Annotated in this window: 20 protein-coding genes; 4 read left to right on the forward strand and 16 right to left on the reverse strand. The window is 49.7% G+C overall.

What is annotated here, in order from left to right; genetic code table 11:
• Positions 1-4: 4 nt before the first annotated feature.
• The 14 genes from LIZ87_RS09385 to LIZ87_RS09450 form a co-directional block, all read right to left on the reverse strand.
• Complete coding sequence (locus LIZ87_RS09385) at positions 5-655, reverse strand: MBL fold metallo-hydrolase (protein WP_178316243.1); 651 nt, start codon at positions 653-655, stop codon at positions 5-7.
• 87 nt (positions 656-742) lie between these two features.
• Entirely contained in the window at positions 743-3,028 is a 2,286-nt protein-coding gene (locus LIZ87_RS09390; RefSeq protein ID WP_227146572.1) for a RelA/SpoT family protein, read from the reverse strand.
• Between the two features lie 375 nt (positions 3,029-3,403).
• A complete protein-coding gene (locus LIZ87_RS09395; RefSeq protein WP_178316241.1) occupies positions 3,404-4,063 on the reverse strand; it encodes a DUF1847 domain-containing protein in 660 nt (219 codons plus the stop codon).
• 20 nt (positions 4,064-4,083) lie between these two features.
• Positions 4,084-5,238: an ABC transporter substrate-binding protein gene (locus LIZ87_RS09400; RefSeq protein ID WP_227146575.1), complete on the reverse strand. Its 1,155-nt coding sequence runs from the start codon at positions 5,236-5,238 to the stop codon at positions 4,084-4,086.
• Positions 5,239-5,274: 36 nt separating this feature from the next.
• Positions 5,275-6,075 carry an ABC transporter ATP-binding protein gene (locus tag LIZ87_RS09405; protein ID WP_227146578.1) on the reverse strand — a complete coding sequence of 267 codons (801 nt, stop codon included), beginning with the start codon at positions 6,073-6,075 and terminating at the stop codon, positions 5,275-5,277.
• Positions 6,048-6,995 carry an ABC transporter permease gene (locus LIZ87_RS09410; protein WP_227146581.1) on the reverse strand — a complete coding sequence of 316 codons (948 nt, stop codon included), beginning with the start codon at positions 6,993-6,995 and terminating at the stop codon, positions 6,048-6,050. Before LIZ87_RS09410 ends, LIZ87_RS09405 begins: the two co-directional genes overlap by 28 nt.
• Positions 6,996-7,113: 118 nt before the next feature.
• Positions 7,114-7,278, reverse strand: coding sequence for a YezD family protein (locus LIZ87_RS09415; RefSeq protein WP_178316951.1), 165 nt, complete (start codon positions 7,276-7,278; stop codon positions 7,114-7,116).
• Positions 7,279-7,481: 203 nt separating this feature from the next.
• On the reverse strand, positions 7,482-8,006 hold the full coding sequence (locus LIZ87_RS09420; RefSeq protein WP_178316952.1) for an adenine phosphoribosyltransferase: 525 nt from the start codon (positions 8,004-8,006) through the stop codon (positions 7,482-7,484).
• 141 nt (positions 8,007-8,147) lie between these two features.
• Positions 8,148-9,140, reverse strand: a complete 993-nt coding sequence (locus LIZ87_RS09425) for a LacI family DNA-binding transcriptional regulator (RefSeq protein ID WP_178316953.1) — start codon at positions 9,138-9,140, stop codon at positions 8,148-8,150.
• Positions 9,141-9,295: 155 nt separating this feature from the next.
• Entirely contained in the window at positions 9,296-10,861 is a 1,566-nt protein-coding gene (locus tag LIZ87_RS09430) for a glycoside hydrolase family 28 protein (protein ID WP_227146584.1), read from the reverse strand.
• 96 nt (positions 10,862-10,957) lie between these two features.
• Positions 10,958-11,815, reverse strand: a complete 858-nt coding sequence (locus LIZ87_RS09435; RefSeq protein ID WP_178317036.1) for a carbohydrate ABC transporter permease — start codon at positions 11,813-11,815, stop codon at positions 10,958-10,960.
• 6 nt (positions 11,816-11,821) lie between these two features.
• Positions 11,822-12,724 (reverse strand): carbohydrate ABC transporter permease, encoded by a 903-nt coding sequence (locus LIZ87_RS09440; protein WP_178317035.1) that lies wholly within the window; start codon positions 12,722-12,724, stop codon positions 11,822-11,824.
• Between the two features lie 74 nt (positions 12,725-12,798).
• Positions 12,799-13,317 (reverse strand): hypothetical protein, encoded by a 519-nt coding sequence (locus LIZ87_RS09445; RefSeq protein WP_178317034.1) that lies wholly within the window; start codon positions 13,315-13,317, stop codon positions 12,799-12,801.
• Between the two features lie 122 nt (positions 13,318-13,439).
• Positions 13,440-14,831 carry an ABC transporter substrate-binding protein gene (locus LIZ87_RS09450; RefSeq protein WP_227146586.1) on the reverse strand — a complete coding sequence of 464 codons (1,392 nt, stop codon included), beginning with the start codon at positions 14,829-14,831 and terminating at the stop codon, positions 13,440-13,442.
• A gap of 431 nt (positions 14,832-15,262) precedes the next feature.
• Here LIZ87_RS09450 and LIZ87_RS09455 point away from each other — a divergent pair, with 431 nt between their 5' ends.
• From LIZ87_RS09455 to fsa, 4 genes are all read left to right on the forward strand, one after another.
• Positions 15,263-16,399, forward strand: a complete 1,137-nt coding sequence (locus LIZ87_RS09455; RefSeq protein WP_178315922.1) for a glycoside hydrolase family 88/105 protein — start codon at positions 15,263-15,265, stop codon at positions 16,397-16,399.
• A 159-nt stretch (positions 16,400-16,558) separates the two neighbouring features.
• Positions 16,559-17,419, forward strand: a complete 861-nt coding sequence (locus tag LIZ87_RS09460; protein ID WP_227146589.1) for an alpha/beta hydrolase — start codon at positions 16,559-16,561, stop codon at positions 17,417-17,419.
• Positions 17,413-18,162: a DeoR/GlpR family DNA-binding transcription regulator gene (locus LIZ87_RS09465; RefSeq protein WP_178315920.1), complete on the forward strand. Its 750-nt coding sequence runs from the start codon at positions 17,413-17,415 to the stop codon at positions 18,160-18,162. The genes LIZ87_RS09460 and LIZ87_RS09465 overlap by 7 nt, the downstream gene beginning before the upstream one ends.
• Positions 18,163-18,397: 235 nt before the next feature.
• Entirely contained in the window at positions 18,398-19,051 is a 654-nt protein-coding gene (fsa, locus tag LIZ87_RS09470) for a fructose-6-phosphate aldolase (RefSeq protein ID WP_178315919.1), read from the forward strand.
• A 181-nt stretch (positions 19,052-19,232) separates the two neighbouring features.
• Here fsa and msrB read toward each other — a convergent pair whose 3' ends face one another.
• Positions 19,233-20,219, reverse strand: a complete 987-nt coding sequence (gene msrB, locus LIZ87_RS09475) for a peptide-methionine (R)-S-oxide reductase MsrB (protein WP_227146658.1) — start codon at positions 20,217-20,219, stop codon at positions 19,233-19,235.
• 368 nt (positions 20,220-20,587) lie between these two features.
• A complete protein-coding gene (locus tag LIZ87_RS09480) occupies positions 20,588-21,223 on the reverse strand; it encodes a GntR family transcriptional regulator (RefSeq protein ID WP_178314377.1) in 636 nt (211 codons plus the stop codon).
• Positions 21,224-21,415 lie beyond the last annotated feature (192 nt).

Raw genomic sequence — 21,415 nt, forward strand, 5'->3', positions numbered from 1 at the left:
ACCGTTATCCTAATCTATTGTAATAGGAAATGGGATTATATTTCTTCTCATGGCCTATGGTAGTCGGATCTCCATGCCCTGGATACACCATGGTATCCTCCGGCAGTATGAACAGCTTTTTTAAGATCGAATCGATCAGCTGCCTGCTGCTTCCTGTGGGCAGATCTGTGCGTCCGTAGGACTCCTGGAACAAGGTATCTCCTGCGATCAGCACATCTTCTGCCGGAATATAGTAGCACACAGAGCCTGCCGTATGCCCCGGTGTCTCGATCACCTTCCACTGGAAGCCCAAAAGGCCCAGCTCCTCTCCGTCATGAAGGAGCACATCTGCATGGAAGGTAAGGGGAGTATTTAAGAATCCTCCTGTCAGATTTTTCGCAGCATCCGCCAAAAGGCCGTCCTCTGCTTCCGCCGCGTAAATATTCACATGGAAGGCCCGCTTAATGTCCTGGGAAGCCATGATATGATCGCCATGTCCATGGGTCAGAAGGACTGCTGAGGGCTTAACCCCAAGCTCATTGCATTTATTAAGGATATAGGGACCATTATCAGCAGGGTCTACCACCACTGCCTCCTTTGTGCGCTCATTGTATACAATATAGCAGTTGGTGCTGACAGGTCCCAACACGTATGTCTTTATCCTGAAATCGCTCATAGCACATTCCCCTTTCTATATGACCGTCCGGCAGCGCGTCATGCCTTTTGCCCGGCCCGCAGATAGCTGCCGATATCCCGGCATTGATCACCCTGTTGTTCTCTGGATATCGAGAACTCCTTCTATCTGCCGTATCTTTTCTGTCAGCCGGTTCAGCTCCTCCGTACCATGGATATCAAATGTCATGATAATGGTGGCCTTGCCCTGCTTGCTGGTTCTTACGTTCATAGAGGTGATATCGATCTGCTTCTCTGTAAATACCTTTGATATATCTGCAAACATGCCGATCCTGTTATTGGCAAAAATCTGTATCTCTGTGGAATACTGCTCATTGCTGCCTGCCGACTCTGTTACCTGCCACTCCGCATCGATCATTCTGCCGCGCTCATCCTCAGGCAGATTGATGATATTGATGCAGTCTGTGCGGTGGATGGAAACGCCCCGTCCTCTTGTGACAAAGCCCACGATCTCATCTCCCGGAACAGGATTACAGCATTTGGAAAAGCGGACAGCCAGGTCATGGATCCCCTTTACCACGATACCGCTCTTGTTCTTCCTTATGGTAGCTTCCCCGGAGCGTCCTTCGGTATCGGCAATGCCGCCCAGTACATCGGCGTCTGTGATCTCACGCTTCCGCTTCTTTTCCCGCTCCTCTAACATCTTATTGATGACCTGGCCTTCCTTCAGGCCGCCGTGTCCAATGGATGCCAGAACAGAATCCCAGTCCTTAAAGGCATAGCGGTGCATCACCTTTTCCATGAACTCCTGCTTGCCAAGATCCGGCCAGCTGATGCCCTTTGTCTTGCAGTAGCGCTCAATGGCGTCACGGCCCCGGACTATATTGTCCTCCTTCATCTGGGTCTTGAACCACTGATTGATCTTATTCTTTGCCTGGGTGCTCTTTACGATCTTTAGCCAGTCACGGCTGGGGCCCTTGGAGTTCTGAGAGGTAACGATCTCCAGCTGGTCGCCGTTCTGGATCACATACTCGATGGGAACCAGCTTGCCGTTGACCCTGGCGCCTACCATCTTGTTGCCTACGGCACTGTGGATGGAATAGGCAAAATCAATGGGAGTGGAGCCGCTGGGCAGAGTCTTTACGTCTCCCGAAGGCGTAAAGCAATATACGCTGTCGGAAAACAGATCCAGATCACCCTTTACCATATTTAAAAATTCTTTGGAATCGTCCGTATCCTTCTGCCATTCCAGTATCTGGCGCAGCCAGCTTAACTTTTCTTCCTCCTTGCCTGCCGCCACCTGTCCGCTGCCGCTTTCCTTATATTTCCAGTGTGCGGCGATACCGTACTCTGCCGTGCGGTGCATCTCATAGGTACGTATCTGTATCTCAAAGGGACGGCCCGTGCTTCCGATCAGGGTCGTGTGAAGGGACTGGTACATGTTCGGCTTCGGCATCGCGATATAATCCTTGAACCGGCCCGGAATGGGCTTATAGAGCTCATGGATCACACCCAAAGCCGCATAACAGTCCTTTACTGTCTCCACCATAATGCGGACAGCAAACAGATCATAGATCTGGTCAAGGGTCTTGTTCTGCTTCACCATCTTTTTATATATACTGAAGAAATGCTTCACTCTTCCGCCAACGGTAGCGTCAATACCGGCATCCTTCATATGCTGCTTTACTTCATCCACAATGGACTGGACAAAGGCCTCCCTGGCATCCTTGCGCAGGTCCACCTTTTCTACTAAGTCGTAGTAGACCTCAGGATTCAGAAATTTGAGAGACAGATCGTCCAGCTCGATCTTGATCTTGGAAATGCCCAGCCTGTCAGCGATAGGGGCATAGATCTCCATGGTCTCCCTGGCCTTTTCCTTCTGCTTCTCCGGCTTCCAGTACTGGCCCGTACGCATATTGTGAAGGCGGTCAGCCAGCTTGATGATGATAACGCGGATGTCCTTTGCCATAGCAAGGAACATCTTCCTCAGGTTTTCTGCCTGGATCTCTACCTTGTCCTTGTCCCAGTTTAACTGTGTCAGCTTTGTAACGCCGTCAACCAGGAAGGATACCTCAGAGCCAAATTCCTTTGTCAGCTCATCCAGCGTCATGATGGTGTCCTCCACCACGTCATGGAGAAGCCCTGCTGCAATGGTCTCCTTATCCATCTCCAGATCTGCAAGGATGATTGCCACGCAGAGAGGATGGATGATATAGGGCTCGCCCGACTTACGCTTTTGCTCTTTGTGAGCCTCCTTTGCAATAAGATACGCCTTTTCAATCATAGTAATATCATCCGAAGGATGATACTTCCGGATGGCATTGATCAGATCCTGGTACAGCACCTCCGGGCTCGTAAAGTCCGCAGGAGCCTCCAGCTCGATATCCAGTTTTTCTTTTGTTCCCTCATTTACCATGTGCGGTCACCTTTTCCTATGGATAATCAAAATACATTATAATTTTTTTTGATGCAAATTGCAAGGGGGAGCATGGAAAAATGACCGTCTATCATTGTATGTCAAAAACGCCATCCTCTTTGTACTGAGTGATGGCATCATTTTTTTCTGTCTATGAGTGCGTAGGACCTGTCTTTTCTCTTCCTTCTTTTAGATCACAGGCCCCGGGCAATGGATATCAATACTGCTGATATAAAATTTAACAGTTAATAGTATCTGGCACGGCGGCCTTACGTTCCTTTGCCGGATATGATGCATTTTAACAGTAAAGGGCGCTGTACGCCTGGCCTCTTTCCGCCCTGCGCTGCAACGCCTCTTCTCTGAAAACATCTTAATTTATAATTTCAATTCCTTTTTAAACCGGGAGTACATGGAGTTGGCCGTGTAAAGAGCTGCCACAGGATTGTGGCCCAGCACGCGGTCCTTAACGATCATCACGGTTGTGGGTGCCTCTGTATTTTTTAAAAACAACGTATCGTGGCCCACACAAAGGCCTATGACAATGTTAAAGTCTGTTCCCTGGGCCGCCAGGACCTTCGCCTGCATGATAGGATTGCACATGGACTCATGTCCGCAGCCCCGGTTCAGCTTTTTCTCGTTTGGCACCCCGATCTCCGTCTTGTCAACTGCTCCGATCTTACATCCTACGGTATAATACCGGATCTTGTTGGCCTTGAGGATCTTTGCAAAGATCCTCGTCTCATTCATCAATCCCACGCAGGATGCAATGCCGATCTTCTTATAGCCCATGCGCTTGATAAACTCAATGGTCTCCTCCACTCTTGTGAGCTTCCCGTAGAATTCGCCCTCGATCCCGGCGGACACCCTGGCAATATTGCCCTGCTCCTCATCCTCCTTGTATATCTCCACAACATCCTTTAACAGCTTCTCATCTACATGCTCTGTCAAACAAAAGGTGGGATATTTGCTCTCATCGCGGCTCCGGCAGGCCAGAACCGCGCAGTCAGAGCAGGTATGTGTGCATTTTGCAGCCATTTTCTGTCATCCTCCTATCCTCATTCCTTGTCTGCAATGTCCGCTACTGTATAGGAGTCGGGAACATCGTCATAGAATTCATACACATTCTCTGTAAACTTCTTTGCATCCGTACCTTCTTTCAGGACGCCGATATCCGCCAGCTGGGACACGCTCAGCTCAATGGCGTCATATCCGCCCTGAACGGATGGGATATAGTTATAAGATTTCAGCAAATCCGCGTTGAACTGCAGGTCACCTGTTACATAGTTATTGTCAAGCTGGATCTTTGCGGTCTCCTCCGGATGTTCGTCTACATAGACAGAAGCCTTTAACACGGCACGGGTAAATGCTGCAGCGATCTCCGGATGCTCCTTGGCAAGCTTTGCGCTGACAAAGGAAGCGCAGCAGTATTCATCCGCAAACTGCTCCGAAGTAGCAGTATCCACCAATATATCAAGATCATACTGTTCGGCAAACTGAGCTGCGGTAGGATCGCCGATCGCGATCACATCAATGGCTCCATTTTCCAGAGCCTGGCCCAGGTCATTTTTGGAGAATACAACAAATTCCACCTCAGGATCCCGCTCGTCAAAGCGAACGCCCTCTGCTGCCAGCGCACGTTTGGCAACGATCGTCTCAGCGCCTGCAAGACCGGATACGCCGATCCTCTTGCCCTTCAGATCCGCTACGGAATGAATGCCGGAGTCCTTTGGAACGATTATCTTGGTGCATCCTGTATGGATACCGGCCGTAAACTTGATGGGAAGGCCATTCTCAACCGGCTGTAAGAATTTTCCTATCAGTCCAAAGCCGGCATCCACCTGGTCTGCTCCGATAGCCTCCTGTACGTGGGCCGCATCGATCTGGATATTTTCTGCGTCAATGCCCTCATCGGCGAAGAAGCCCTTTTCAACTGCCACATGGAGGGGCGCCTGGCACAGGGAAGGTGAGTACGCAACTCTCAGATGGAACAGCTCGCCTTCTGCTCCTTTTTCTGTTTCTTCCGCCGCATTCCCGGCAGATGCCTCTGGATCGGATGTCTCACCGGCTTCCTCTGAGCCGGACTGTTCTGCAGCCGCTGATGTTGAGACGGCGCTGCTATTCTCTGAAGAGGAAGAGGCCGGCTGGCTGGAGCATGCTGTGAGTGCTGTCAGGGATAAGGTTAATAGCAGGGTACGTGTCGATTTTTTCATAATTTTTTCTCCTTTTATATTAATATTTTTTTATGGCTATAAGTAATAATCCGGTTCCTGTATGGTCCCGCCAAAATGCAGAAGCTTTAATACCTTTCCATGATATTTCAGGAAATCGCTGCTGCTGCGGGCCCGCGGATGGCTGAGGTCAACATTTACAATATCTGTAATATGGCCGGGCCTCGGTGTCATGACTACGATCTGGTCAGACAGATAAATCGCCTCGTCTACATCGTGAGTCACCATGATCATCGTCATATTGTTTTCCTTCCAGATACGCAGGATCTCATCCTGCATATTCATTCGCGTAAATGAGTCCAGTGCTCCCAAAGGTTCGTCGAGCAGGAGCACCTTCGGATGGCCTACCAGAACACGGGCCAGCGCCGCCCTCTGGCACATTCCTCCTGAAAGCTGGTGGGGATAGTATTTTTCAAAGCCCTTAAGGCCCACCAGTTCTATAAAGTCCTGTACGCTGCCTGCATTTTCTTTATAGATCCCTCTGGCGCGAAGTCCAAAGGCAATGTTCTCATAAATTGTCAGCCACGGAAACAGGGTGTGCTCCTGGAACATAAAGCCCCTGTCGCTTCCAGGCTTTCCAATGACATCGCCATCCAGAGTCAGGCTTCCGCTGTCAGGACGGATCAGGCCTGCTATCAGCCGCAGAAGCGTAGATTTTCCGCAGCCGGAGGGGCCGATGAAGGAGGTAAAGGAGCCTGGCTTTATCTGCAGATTGATATCACGCAGTGCATTTACCATTTCCCCCTGTGGATTAATAAACTGTTTTTCAATACCTGTAATAGAGATGCCGCCTACCATTTGATCACTCCCTTCTGCCATACTAACAGCTTATCACGCACACGGAACAGAAGCGTAATGATGCAGTAACAGGAAATACTCATCACGATCAGTCCCGCATACACATTTGCATAGGCCATCATATCCTTTTGCCAGTTTATGTACCAGCCGATTCCATATTTGGCTCCCAGCATTTCCGCTGTCACCAGGGTGATGAAGGAGGAGGTGGTTCCATTGAAAAGGCCGATAAACATATGGGGCATGGCGGCCGGTATGCCTACCCGCAGTATCGTATAGGGGCCTGATGCCCCCAGCGTGGCCGCCGCCTCAAAATAGGAATTCTGAATGCTGGCAATTCCGCTGCTGGTCAGCACAGAGGTTGGAAACCAGACTGCAAGCCCGATCAGAAAGGCACTGGCGGAGACCACTGTCGGAAAGCTTACCAGCACCAATGGGATCCATGCTGTGGATGGGATAGGGCCCAGCACCCGCACCAGGGGGTAGATCCAGTAGCGTGCATGACGGTTAAAACCAATGGCGATCCCTGTCAGAATACCGGCAGCGGCCCCGCCAAACCAGCCAAGAAGCTGAAGCCGCAAGGAGTAGAGAAAGCATTTTCCAATAAAAGGGGCATCCTCCACCAGAACTCCGAATACGCGGTCAAGCGATGGGAAATAAAGCACTGGAAGCACTGCTGTCTTGACAGTCAGGATATTCAGGATACTTAAGAAAAGCAGTACTCCTGCATAGAAAGGGGCTTTTCGCTCATACTGCTCTTTCAGGGAAGGTATTACCACACCCACTGCAAACAGTACAAGGGTCACTGCCAGCACTACCAGCAGAATAATGGCAAAATAGGGGCGGACCGCTGCCGGATGAGCGTCTGAGTCCGGAAAATAGTATGCCGTGAACAGCCCGGCCAAAGCAGCCAGGGACGGCAGCAGATTCTTTAAATTTTTCATAAACACTCCTCTTTTTATGTTATTTTGATCTTAAAGACACGCAGAGACGAAAAAAGAGGCCCTGCACGTGAAAAATACTCCGTGCAAAGCCTCTGGTCTATCCAGTCAGCTTTCCTGTTCAGCTGCTCGTAACTCTTATCTTTTCGCTTCGGTCAATTTGTACAAGGATACCATCCTGAAATATAAGGCTGATGGAACCGTACCTCATCGTCTCAGCCATCTGCTTTATCTGCAGCAGCTGTTCTTCCGTGACCGCCTGTCTCCCCCTTTTCTCATGAGCCATAGATATCCTCCATACGTTTTATATTACCTATTAATTTAGTTGGTTTATAGGGATTATAGTGTCCTTTCTTTCATTTGTCAATAGAAATATGCAGCTTTTTAAAACAAAAACAAACCAGAGCAATTAAAAAACTGTCTCCTGCCGCTCCCCGGCAGCACATGCCGAGCCTGCAGCAGGAGACAGTTCCTTCTTACAGCGTGTCGCTATTTTCCCTCATAAATAATAACAGAATCCACATCATACCCCTTCAAGTGATCCCGCCCCTTCAGTCCGGCTAACTCCATGACAAAGCAGATCTTCACCACTTCGCCGCCAAGCATCTCGATCAGCTTGATGATCGCCTCTGTGGTGCCGCCGGTGGCGATCAGATCGTCTACGATCACTACCTTCTGGCCGGGCTTTATGGCATCCTTGTGCATCTCGATAACGGCAGTGCCGTACTCTAAGTCGTACTCCATGGATACGGTCTCGCAGGGAAGCTTGCCCTTTTTGCGCACAGGCACAAAGCTCTTGTGCTCCGCATAGGCAACAGGAACACCGAAGATAAAGCCGCGTGATTCCGGTCCCACCACCACATCATAGTCCAAATCCTTTACCATGTCCCGCAGGCTGTCCACAGCCAGCTTCAGGCCGTCTGCATCCTGGAGTATGGTGGTTACATCCCTGAAAATAATACCCGGCTCCGGGAAGTCCGGTATGCTTCTTATATAATCTTCCAGTTTTTTCATTCCGTTACCTCTCCTTTTCCTTGGGGCTCCTGCACAGGGCTGCCCCTATTACTTATTGGTAACAGTTCAGACGGCGGGGACATCCGATGCTTCTTGTCCGGCCTAGCCGGGCAAGAAGATACCCCGTCTGAACTGTTACACTTATTGATTGATATTTTTGACTGTCTCCCTGATGATCAGCTTATTGTTTAAATAGATCCTCCGGTTATCGATGATCCCTTCATCCAGACGGCGCAGGAGCACTCTGGTGCCCTCCTTTGCGATCTCTCCCATGTTGCGCTCCACTGTAGTCAGATGCATATCAGAATAGCCTGACATATCCCAGTTGTCAAAGCCAACCAGAGAAACATCGTCCGGCACCTTAAGCCCTGCCTCCACAATGGCAGTCCTGGCCCCAAAGGCCATCTCATCGTTAAAACAGAGGATCGCTGTGGGCCTGTAGGAGAGAAGCTGCTTTGCCGCCACATAACCGCTGGCATAACGGTAATTCCCGCTCATCACCGGAAGCCGGTCAGGATCAAGGCCGTGGCGCATCATGGAAGCTCGCCAGCCCCTGTGGCGGAGGCGGCTGGAATCCAGTCCCGGATTCCCCTCGATCACAGCGATATTCCTGTGGCCGTTTTCAATAAGATAGTCCATGGCGCGCTCCATGGCCAGTGCCTCATCCGTTGTCACATTGGGAGCATCCACATCCACCGCACGGCAGATCGCCACCATAGGTATCTTCTTACTCAGGACCTCATTCATGAAAGCTTCGTCCTCATTCCTCTGGGTCAGCACAATGATACCGTCAAAATAGCTGGGGTTTAAGGTTCCCCGCTCGTGCATATCAATACCTTTTACCACTACATTATACTTGCTTCCCGTTATGCTGTAAACCCCCGTCAGCACATCATGAAGTACGAAGGGGGAGGACATCTTACTGATGGTAGAGAAATACAGGCCGATCACATAGGATCTGGATTTTTTTAAATTAATGGCTGCCTGATTGGGCACATAGCCCATCTCGTCTGCAATACGCAGGATATTCTTCCTGCTCTCTGTATTTTCCGTGCCGATTCCATTTAGTGCCCTGGAAACAGTTGAATAGGACACCCCCGCCCGTTTTGCGATATCCTTGATCGTTACTGCCATAACATACGCTCCATTCTGCTTGCCCCGCTTTCCCAGGTCCGGCCTCCCCTTGCCGCTTCCTGAGACTGACATATCTCCCCTTTTTGTTTATCAACAATACAACCTACAATCTACCGCATTTTTCAGGTTCTGTCAAATCCGTCTTTCCCTTTTGTCTAATCTTTGTCCAATCTGTCAATGTGGTCAAGAATCAATGCATCCCCCTCCTGTCCCTCTATCCTGACATCCTTTAAAATCAGCTCTTCGATATTGTCCGCAAACACTCCCATACGGCTGATATGCTCATCGCAGCCCTCCATCATGGCCGGCTGTCCCTCCCCGGGTGCCTCTGCGTAGGATATATGGACATGCTCCATTTCCACCCGCCGGATCTTCTGTTCAGGAAGTCCGTACATATAGGCTGCCGCCACATGGCAGTTTTTCGCCTCGATATTGCGGAAGGTGAGCGTCCTGATCTCAGGCGTCCTGTCATCCACAGGAAGGGCTTCCTTTGTGCGCACATACTGGCTGTGGCCGTCAGGATCGCAGAAGTAGAAGCAGTTGATGACAAAGGGCGTCATCACATGATCCATGGTGATATTTTCAAAAATAATGCCCTGGATCACCGCATCCTTCCCTCTTCCGCGCCTCGTCTTGATCCGCAGCCCCCTATCCGTATGCAGGAACAGGCAGTCCCTCACTGCCAGGTTCTTCACGCCTCCTGCCATCTCGCTGCCTATGGTGATGGAGCCATGCCCGTCCCTCATGCAGCACTGGCGGATGACCGTATCCTCCGCCGGACGCTTGTAGGTGGAGCCCGTGTATATTTTCCCCGATTTCACCGCAATACAGTCATCCCCCAGAGAAAAATACACGCCTGTGATCTCCACATCCCGGCAGGACTCCGGGTCTAAGCCGTCTGTGTTCGGTGAATTCTTGGGATTCAGTACCTTTAAGTCCAAAAAACGCAGATGATCGGAGAAATAAGGATGGATATTCCAGCTGGGGCTGTTCTGCACCCTGATTCCCTGCACCACAACATTTTCACAGCGCTCCAAAAAGATCATACGCGGCCGGAAGGCACCGCGCATCACCTTCGGCTGATACCACCAGTTGCTCTCCTCAAAGCCTGCATTTCCATCAATGGTCCCCTGCCCGTAGAGGACGGCGTTCTTCACCCCGATGCCGGTAATGATGCCGGTAAACATGGGCAGCGGATTGCCCTCCCAGGTTCCCATGTTATACTCGCTCTTCTCATCATAGCTCTGTACCATGCCCCGGAGCACCGGGAATTTTTCCCTGTCTGTAAATGCCGACAGGACAGCTCCCTTTTCCAGCTCAATATTTACATTATCCTTCAGGAACAGGGATACGATGCGGTAAACGCCCTTTGGGATCAGCACCCGGCTTTTGGCAGGGCAGGCCATGACCGCTGCCTGGATAAACAGGGTATCATCGCTCTCCCCATCTCCCTTTGCCCCGAAGTCCCTGACATTCAGGGTGACAAACTCATAATCTGTGGAAAAATAGGCCATCGCCCTTTCACCGCTCTCACTCTCCGCCATGATGTGGTACTGGGTGTCCGGCTTTAAGCCATAGAGACTGGTGATCACCTTGTCTGTCACCATTACCTGTTCCTGGTTCAGATAGAGCTTCCAGGATTCTTTTGTGTTGTATCTGCCTCCGTCCGCAAGCTCAATGACAGCGCATCTCGCATTTTTATAAATAAGCTTTAACTCCATTCAAGGAAAACCCCTTTCTGCTTCATCTAATGATCTCTTTCTGATAACAGAATGGGGACCCCCGAAAGAGAATCCCCATTGTAAATGTACAAACGATTAACCCTTAACGCCTCCGGCTGCGATACCATCAATAAAGGAATCCTGAGCAAGGAAGAACACGATCAGGGATGGAACGATGGAAATCAGAGAAGACGCAAGCACTCTGTTCCAATCAAAGCCGGAATCTGCATCCATGGACATTTTTACGAAAATGGAAGCAGGGTATCTGGCCGGCCTGTTCACGTAGAGCAATGGGCCCATAAAGTCATTGGAAGACCACATAAACTGGAACAGGGCAACGGAAATGATGGATGGCTTTAACATTGGCACGATCACATACCAAAGTGTCTTCAAGCTGTTGCAGCCATCGATCTTAGCTGCCTCCTCAAGCTCCCTGGGAATCCCGCGCAGGAACTGGTTCAGCATGAATACGAATCTCGTCTCAGTAGCGAACAGTGTCGGTACAATAAGGGCAAGATACCATGGATGACCGATCCATCCGAACTTGTTGAACAGGATGTACTGAGGAACATTCAGCACTACCTGAGGCAGGAACAGTGTGGACATCAGCACTGCGAACAGAACGCCTCTGCCCTTGAAATCAAACCTTGCAAAGCCATAAGCAGTAAGAGTGGCGGAAATGATCGTAAATACCACCTTCGGGATAACGATGGTGTATGTATTGATCATTGCCTTAAACAGGTTGATGTCGCCGCCATAGCTCTTTAATGCATTCTGATAGCCTGACAGGGTGGGATTCTTCGGTATGAAACCGATGCTGCTGAAAATTTCATTATTGTCCTTGAAGGTAGCGCCTATCATCCAGATCAGAGGATAAACCATGATAAAGCCTACTGCGATCAACACAAAATAACGGAAAAATGTGGATATTTTTCTTCTTGTCTCTCTCGTCATCTCTCTTTACCTCCCATCCTCGTCTGAATAGTAAACCCACTTCTTCTGGCTTGCAAATGCGATCACGGTCAATGTGCATACAATGATGAACAGCAGCCATGCCTGGGCGCTGGCCAGACCCATCTCGTAGCTCTTAAACGCATTGTTGTAAATGAGCAGTGATACCAGGGTAGTTGCATTTCTCGGTCCGCCTGCAGTGATAACATACGGTCCGTTGAATTCCTGGAATGCCTCACACAGCTGTGTGATCAGGTTGTAGAAAATAACAGGTGTAATGATCGGCACTGTGATGGAGAAAAACTGTCTCCACTTGCCTGCGCCGTCAATGGATGCCGCCTCGTACAGATCCTGGGAAACGCCCTTCAAGGCTGCAAGGAAGATAACCATGGCGGAACCGAACTGCCATACGCGCAGCAGACAGATGATGAACAGTGCGTACTTCGGCTCAGACAGCCAGTCAAGTCCTGCGATCCCAAAGATGCCTAAGATCTGGTTGATGATACCGTCGCTCTTGAAAATGGCCTTCCACAGTACTGCGATGGCGATGGAGCCGCCCAGAATGGAAGGGATGTAATAAGCCACGCGGAACAGGTTCACACCCTTGATCTTAAAATTCAGGATGTAGGCGATAAACAGGGCAAACACAAGCTTTAAGGGCACTGTCATAAATGCATACTGGAATGTTACCTTAAATGCCCTGATATTCTTGGTCTTCGTCAAAACCTCCTGATAGTTCATGAGGCCCCATTCCTTGATACCGTCAAACAAATGGTAATCGGTAAAGCTGTATACCAGTGATGAACCAAAGGGATATACCTTGAATACCAGAAAGCCGATGAACCAGGGCAAAATAAACAGCAGCCCTATGTTCTCCGAGAGCCATTTCTTGAAGCCTTTTTTGTTGGACATACCTTACTCCTCCTTAATTGATATTTTACGCCAGGCATCCGGGCCATGAAGCGGGGCACGTCCCGGAAGGCCGGCTATGAACGGCTGTGAGCCAAAAGCGCCAGTCCGTCATATTCATATTTTTCCTGCAGAAGCACGTTCATCCTGCAGGCCTTCAGCACAGCATTTCCAAACATTTCCGCTGTTTCACTCTCCATAAGCTCTATGCCGCCCCTCTGCCAGCATCTTCCTGCCAGCCGCCTTACCGTCTGCCGGATGAGCTCCGCCAGGTAACGGTAATGTTCATAAATCTCCGCAGATGTAAACTCCAGCGTATCTGTGCAAGCTGTCAAAAACAGGGCTATCCCCCGGCATGCCTCTGCATCACCGCTGCAGGCTCCCTGCATCATTCTGTCATAATCACGGTCTCTAAACTGTCTGAACTGCCTTACTATATCCTGATACCCTTCCTTGCCGCCGTACAGCGTCTCACACATCATGCGGAAAGGAAGAAGCTCTAAAAGCTCCTCTGGGCTTTCTGCTTCCTTCTCTTCTCTGCTTCGCGCAAGCAGAAGGCTTCCTTCACAAGGGACCTTACCCGCCCGTACATCCATCAGTATTTTGCTTCTAAAAGAATCATCGAATGAGTGACAGACCATTGTTTTTCTCCATCTTAGATATAGGCTTAATCATAGGCCTCGTCCCGGATCGGGAAGAGGCCTGACGCTTCTTCTTATTACTTATTTAAAACATCCTCAACGCCTTCGATCAGGATATCAGCTGCTTCCTCTCCATCGTAATCGCCATAGCTTAAGCCTGCCATTACATCGTAGTAAACGCCATCGCTGTTCTTTAAGGCTGCTGCCTCAAACTTCGGATCTAAGGGGAACTCCACATGAGCCAATACCTTACCGTTAGCCTCTGCAACCTTTTCATTCAGAAGGCTGTTGTCCTGGCAGATCTTTAATCCTGCTGCGGAGGATGGGATACCGCGCTCAGAACCCATGATCTTTACGCCCTCTTCCTCGTTCAGAAGGAAGTTGATGAGAGCTGCGCACTCTGCCGGATGCTCTGCGGACTCAGAGATCGCGAAGCACATGGAAACCTTTGCATAGCCGCCCTTGGAATCGCCCATATCGGTGAACTCCTCACCTACTACGAATTCCTGTCCGTCATTTAATGCTCCTTCAAACTTGGATGCAGAGGAATCCCACTCAAAGATGCCTGCATATCTTCCGTCCATCCACTTTGGATTCTTATCCAGGGAATCAGCGCCATCGCCTGCAATACCCTTGATGGTGTTGGTTACATGGTTATCCTCCAGAGACTGGATAAAGGAAAGGCCATCCTGGATCTCCTCAGCTGTATACTGAAGCTCATTGTTTTCAACCCATGCCTTGCCGTACTTGGACTCCAGATAGAATACCATCAGGATCATACGGTCATACTCGCCCAGTGCCAGAGGATAGTAGTCATCGCCCAGCTTTTCCTGGAAAATGGGGCCTGCAGCCATCAGGTCAGCCAGGCTCTTTGGTGTGTCAAGTCCGGCCTTCTCGAAGGTGGTCTTGTTCCAGTAGAAGATACGTCCTGTCATGGAGATCGGAACTCCCTGAAGCTCGCCTGCTACAGTACAGTCAGCTAAGGAGCTTTCCGGGAACTGGGACAGATCAAGGATATCGGATACCTTGTTCAGATCATAGAAGGCAGAGCCGTCTGAGCTGAAGGAGGTGATCCAGTTCCAGTTGATCTGGTTTACATCCGGAGCAGTAGCGGTAGCAAAGGAAGCGCTCATCTTGTCCTCCCAGCCGCTCCATGCAGCGTACTGTGTCTCAACAGTGATGTTTGGATACTTTTCCATAAATGCCGCTACAGCCTTCTGGGTAGCCTCATGTCTGGCATCACCGCCCCACCAGCTGAAGGTGATGGTGATGGGATCTGTGGTATTTACCTCAAGACCCTCTGCCTCTGCAGGAGCAGCTGTTGTCTCAGGAGCAGCCTCTGCAGCAGCCGCTGTGGTGTCTGCTGCAGCTTTTGTCTCGCTGCTGCCGGAGCCGCCGCAGGCTGCCAGGGACAGAACCATGCTGGATGCCAGTACAAGTGACAGTGCTTTTTTGAAGTTCTTTCTCATGTCTTCTTCTCCCTTTCTTTTTCCTTTGCATGTTCATTTTGCAAAGGTTTGCATTGTTTTTCAAAAAATTATGCATATTTGCCATCTTATCTGAAAGTTTTTTGGTTCATTTTAAGCAAACATGCATCGTTTTTCTTTGTAAATCCATAGTAACACCAATCGCATCATATGTCAATTATACAAAATGTATATTTTGCAAATTATTTTTTGTGTAACTTAGCCAATTCTTTTCTTCTTCGTTTTGTGATAAGATAGTTTTGGATTTAAAAATCGGCGTATTTTTTATTTTTAAGGGCATTTTGCACTGGTAAATGCGGTTTTCAACCGGGATCATTTAGCTTAAATTTCTCACTTTTGGTTTGCAAACGTTTTTACATTGATCCCAGGCTTTTATTTACCATCATCATTATTAAAAAGGAGAGGCTGCTATTATGAAGATTCTGGACCGTTACATCAACCAGCTGCTCGAAAAGAGTACCCCTCAGGCTCCCGTATGGAACATCGAGAAGATCAAAGAGGGCAAGAAATCCACCTGGAATTACATTGATGGCTGCATGATCAAGGCGATCATTGAGCTGTACCACATCACCCAGGACTCCCATTATCTGGAATTTGCAGATGCATTTATCGACTACTTTGTCAGAGAGGACGGCTCCATTGATTCTTATGATCCAAAGGAGTATAACCTTGACAATGTAAACGCCGGCAAGACCCTCTTCGATCTGTATAAGCTGACGGGAAAGGAAAAATACCGCCGGGCCATCGATACCGTATACAGCCAGCTCAAAGGCCAGCCCAGGACCTCCACAGGCAACTTCTGGCACAAGATGATCTATCCCAACCAGATATGGCTTGACGGACTTTACATGGCGCAGCCCTTTTACATGCAGTATGAGGTGGCATATAATAATGAAAAGAACTGCCTGGATTCCTACAGCCAGTTTCTCCATGTGTATGAGCTGATGCGGGACACGCGCAATGGGCTGTATTACCATGCCTACGATGACTCCCGCCAGATGTTCTGGTGCGACAAGGTAACGGGGCTTTCTGACAACTTCTGGCTGCGGGCATTGGGCTGGTATGCCATGGCTCTCATTGATACCATGGAGGTAATGCCGGCTTCCATGGAAAAGGAAAAGAAGGAGCTGGGCAGGATCTATCAGGAGCTCATCGACTCCATGCTCCCCTACCAGGACGAGGCCACAGGCATGTGGTATCAGGTAGTAAACCGCGGCGGTATAAAGCCCAACTACCTGGAGGAATCGGGATCAGCCATTTTTGCCTATGCCATCATGAAGAGCGTACGGCTGGGATATCTGGAGGACAGGTATTTTGCCTTTGGCGAGAAGGCCTTTTTAGGGATCTGCGATACCTACCTTTCTGAAAAAGATGGGGAGCTCCAGCTGGACGGCATCTGCCTTGTAGCGGGATTGGGGAATAAGGAGATGCGGGAAGGCACCTTTGATTACTATATGCGTGAGCCCATTGTGAAGAATGAGGCAAAGGGCGTGGCGCCTCTCATTCTGGCATATATTGAGACCATGTTCCGGTATGGAACCGGGAAATAAGGATCCGTAAAATTTCTTGCTTGAAGAGCAGGGCAGCATTCAGTATAATGGAATTAGTTACTCGGCTGTGAACAGTAACTGGAATCATCATTGCTGAAGGCTGTCCTTTTTGCTTTTGCAAAACAGGTACAGCTTCTTTCGGAAAGGCTGGGCTTATTTATGGAGATCAAACATTTTACAATCACAGTTACGTCCGGGGAATGCGGACATGAACGGGTGTCAGAGGAGGGAGCTGATCTGACTGCTTACCTGCTGTCCCCTGTTTCCTGCGATCCGCAGCACAGGCGTCCTGCCATTATCCTTTGTCCGGGAGGCGGCTACCGCTTTGTCTCGGACAGGGAAGACCAGCCTGTGGCCATGGAATATCTGTCTGCCGGATGCCAGGTTTTTGTGCTCCATTACCACACATTTCCCGAATTATTTCCCGTAGCCCTCATGGAACTGGCAAAGGCAGTCTGCCTTGTGAGGGACCACGCCGGGGAGTGGAGCATTGACCCGGAACAGGTGATCGTATCCGGCTTCTCCGCAGGAGGCCATCTGGCCGGCTGCCTGGGGACCATGTGGAATCAGCCCTTCCTGTCCCAGGCCCTTGGAAGGCAGGCAGCGGATCTGAGACCGGACGGAATGCTCCTGTGCTACCCCGTCATCACCTCAGGAGAATATGCCCATCGGGGCTCCTTTCTCCATCTCCTGGGCAGGGAGGCTGCCGGAAATGACGATGCGCGGCGCCTTGTCTCCCTGGAGCTTTTGGCAGGACCCCATACTCCCAGAACCTTCCTGTGGCACACATGGTCGGACAAAAGCGTGCCTGTGGAAAATTCCCTGCTCATGGCCCAGGCTCTAAGGAAAGCAGGTGTCAGTGTGGAAATGCATCTTTATCCGGGTGGCATCCACGGCCTTTCTCTTGCTACAGAGGAGGTCTCCACACCAGAGCGTGATTGCCTTGTTCCCCACTGCCAGGGCTGGATCAAGCTGGCGGTGGAGTGGATCAAAGACGGAAAGGATAAGACTTTATGTTAAAGGAAGAACGGCAGTCGATCATATTAAACAAGCTCCATACCTCCGGCAAGGTGGTAGTCAGCAGGCTGGCAGTGGAGTTAAATGTATCAGAAGATACGGTGCGCAGGGATCTCTTAGATCTGGACCAGAAAGGCCTTCTTAAGCGGGTATTCGGAGGGGCTATTCCCTTAGAGCGCCCTGTGATCAACTTCTTTGACCGGGAGGCAGCCGATGTGGAGCTAAAGCAGCGCATGGCCCAGAAGGCCCTGGGCTTTCTGGAGGCAGAACAGCTGGTAGCCATTGACGGCAGCAGCTCCAACCTGCAGTTCGCAAAAAACATCCCCAACGGCCTGAAGCTCACTGTCCTCACCAACAGCTACAGTATTGCCCACGCCTGCTCCATGAAGGAACAGGTGGATGTCATCGTGCTGGGAGGCAGGCTGTTAAAGGATTCCATGCTGAACGTAGGAGAGGCAGCTGCTGCCCAGGCAGCGGAGTATCACCCGGACCTGTGCTTCATGGGCGTATACGCCATCCACCCGGAATACGGCATGACCATCCCCTACCCGGAGGAGGTCAGCATCAAGCGGCAGCTCATCCAGTCCTCCAGCCGTGTCATTTCCCTGGTAAGTCCTATTAAGCTCAATACGGTATCGAGATACCGGGTAAGCGGCATCGAGGCCTTCACCACTCTTATCACCGATGATGATGTGCCGGAGGAGATGGCAGCGGATTACCGCAATAAGGGCCTGGACTTTTTATAGAACAGCCGGATCATTGGCCCTGCACTGCAGCCGGGTTCCCTACATTTGCACGACTCATGCATTTTTTTGCGCGAGTTTGTTACTTTTTTGGGTATTTCGATTTTTAAAATCGCAAATTCCCGCATTTTTTGCAATATTTTGCTTGACATCATATAGAGATGCGCTATAATACATTTAGAAATAATAAAGACAGGGACAGACACCTGTTCCATATATCCACAGGAGGGTACTTACAATGAAATTTTTTGTTGACACAGCCAATGTAGAAGACATTAGAAAAGCCAATGATATGGGCATCATCTGCGGCGTTACCACCAACCCATCTCTGATCGCAAAGGAAGGCAGAGACTTCGGCGAGGTTATCAAGGAGATCACCTCCATCGTTGACGGACCGATCAGCGGCGAGGTTAAGGCTACCACCACCGATGCTGAGGGCATGATCAAAGAAGGCCGCGAGATCGCAGCCATCCATCCAAATATGGTTGTTAAGATCCCTATGACCGTAGAGGGCTTAAAGGCTGTTAAGGTTCTGGCTTCCGAGGGCATCAAGACCAACGTGACCCTGGTATTCTCCGCTGCACAGGCACTGCTTGCTGCAAGAGCCGGCGCTACCTATGTATCCCCATTCCTGGGCCGTCTGGATGACATCTCCATGCCGGGTATCGATCTGATCTGCGACATCACCGAGATCTTCCAGATGCACAACATCAGCACTGAGATCATCGCAGCAAGCGTACGCAACCCGATCCACGTGATCGACTGCGCAAAGGCCGGCGCTGACATCGCAACCGTTCCTTACAAGGTTCTGGAGCAGATGACAAAGCATCCTCTGACCGACCAGGGTATTGCAAAGTTCCAGGCTGACTATAAGGCTGTATTTGGGGAATAATCCGAACGGATATATGTGAATATGAGAAATCGAAAAGCTGCTTTCCGGGAAATATCCGGAGAGCAGCTTTTCCGATCTTGCCTTTTCGTGTACCTATCTTTTTTCATTATGTTTGTTTCAAAACAGGGCTCATCATTTTGCCCTCTTCCCTCCCGCGCAGGCCCAGGCCATTGTCCTGCGCTTACGGTATCAACTCCTTCCACTCCCCATATCCTTCCTCCTCCATATCTTCATAGGGGATAAAACGCAGGGAAGCGCTGTTGATGCAGTAGCGTATGCCGCCCAGTTCCTTGGGGCCGTCATTGAATACGTGTCCCAGATGGGTGTCGCCAACACGGCTGCGCACCTCCGTCCGCACCATGCCGAAGCTGGTGTCGCTGTATTCCACGACCACCTCAGGATCTATGGGCTTTGAAAAGGCGGGCCAGCCGCAGCCGGAATCAAATTTATCTGTAGACAGAAACAGCGGTTCCCCGGTCACAATATCTACATAAATGCCCCGTTCAAAGAAATCATCGTATTCCCCTGTTCCGGGCAGCTCAGTGTCTCCATTCTGGGTAACGCGGTATTGTTCATCCGTCAGCCGTTCCCGCAGCTCCTCATCTGAGGGCACTGTGTAAGCAGACAGATCCACCAGCCCGGCCATTTGGGGCTTTTCAAACTCAGCCAGCCCGGAAAAGTCCACATGGCAGTAGCCGTTCGGATTTTTCACGAGATAATCCTGGTGATATTCTTCCGCCAGATAATAGCAGCTAAGAGGGAGAAGCTCTACTACGATAGGAGAATCGTATTTTTCCTGTTCTGCATCCATGACGCTTTTCAGTGTCTCAAGGTCGCTTTCATCCGTATAATAGATGCCAGTGCGGTACTGGTTTCCAACATCATTGCCCTGACGGTCAACCGTGAGGGGATTTACGATCTTGAAAAAATGTTCTGTCAGAGTCCGGAGGCTGACACGGTCCGGGTCATACAGCACATGGACTGTCTCGGCATGCCCGGTCATGTGGCTGCACACCTCTTCATAAGTAGGATTTTCCGTAGAACCGTTGGCATAGCCGCATGTCACGTCATAGACCCCTGGAATTCTGGAAAAATAGGCCTCAACGCCCCAGAAGCACCCGCCGGCATAGTAGATCTCCCGCAGTCCCTCCATAACTTCCTCCGGCATTTTTTCTGCTTTCTGTGTCTCCTCCTGGGTTTGCATCGGACTGCCGCTCTTTTCCGGCATATCAGTCCCCCCAGCCCCCGTATGATGCTGCCTGAGGATCCTCCCTGCAAATGTCAAAACTAAGCAGACCAAAACCAAAAATCCAAATGGTTTCCATATTCGTTTCATAGGCTGTCCTCCTTCTGCCTTCCCGGCCTCAAAATGCTCCTCCTGTTAGCCTGTCTTTATGAGACTCTCTTACTTTTATTTTCATCATATACTGCCATTATACATTTTTTAAGTACCCATTTCAATCATTGCCTGAACTGACAAGCTAAAACTTCTAAAAAGCAGAAGAAAAAGGGAGGACTCAAAGGCCTCCCCGAAATCTAATAAATATGTGACTGAAGATGCAGCTTCATCTTCTCAACATCATGATTTCTAATACAATTCAAATATTCCCGGTGTTCATTCGCAACAATATTCAGTGAATCCTTTACAATCCCCTGAAACAGCAGGCGGGAGTGGATCCTGGTTTTGATATTATTCCAGAGTGCACAGATAGTAGGGCTGGCTGCACGTTCAATGATGTAAGAGTGAAATCTCATATCCAGATCCGTAAGCTGATAAAAATTGTCCTTTTCATTAGCAGATTCCATCTGGTTGATCAAATCCTCCAGATAGCTGTAATCTTCATCCTTAAGGGATAAATAAGCGTTCGGCGCAACATACCCTTCAATGATCCGCCGGGTAGGTACAAATACCTTTTCCGTCTCCTCTGAGTCCATTTCAAGGACAATGGTTCCCCGATGAGGATGAGAATATGTCAGCCCTTCCTGATCAAGCTGCCTGATCGCCTCTCGCACCGGACCACGGCTGATACCCATCTGTGAAGCAATTTCTGTTTCCAGCAAACGCTCTCCCGGAGGTAGATCACCCTTCACAATAGCGGTCTTAATTGATTCATATGCCAAATTTTTCAGAGACTGCTTTGGCGTTTTTGAAAACGTAAAAGCTTCTGCCATTTAAATTCCTCCACCATATAATTCTTCTTGTTATTCATTATTTTTGTAAACATAAAAGTTTGTGTATCTTATTTTCCTACATAATCCCCCCATTGTCAACAGAAAAAAACAAAGTTTGTATAATGTTAACAAAAAACAGTTGACAAAATAATAAACAAAATGTATGATGGAATCACAAGATCAAGCGACATG

Origin of the sequence: Lacrimispora sp. 210928-DFI.3.58 (assembly GCF_020554865.1) — a bacterium.
GTDB lineage: Bacteria > Bacillota > Clostridia > Lachnospirales > Lachnospiraceae > Enterocloster.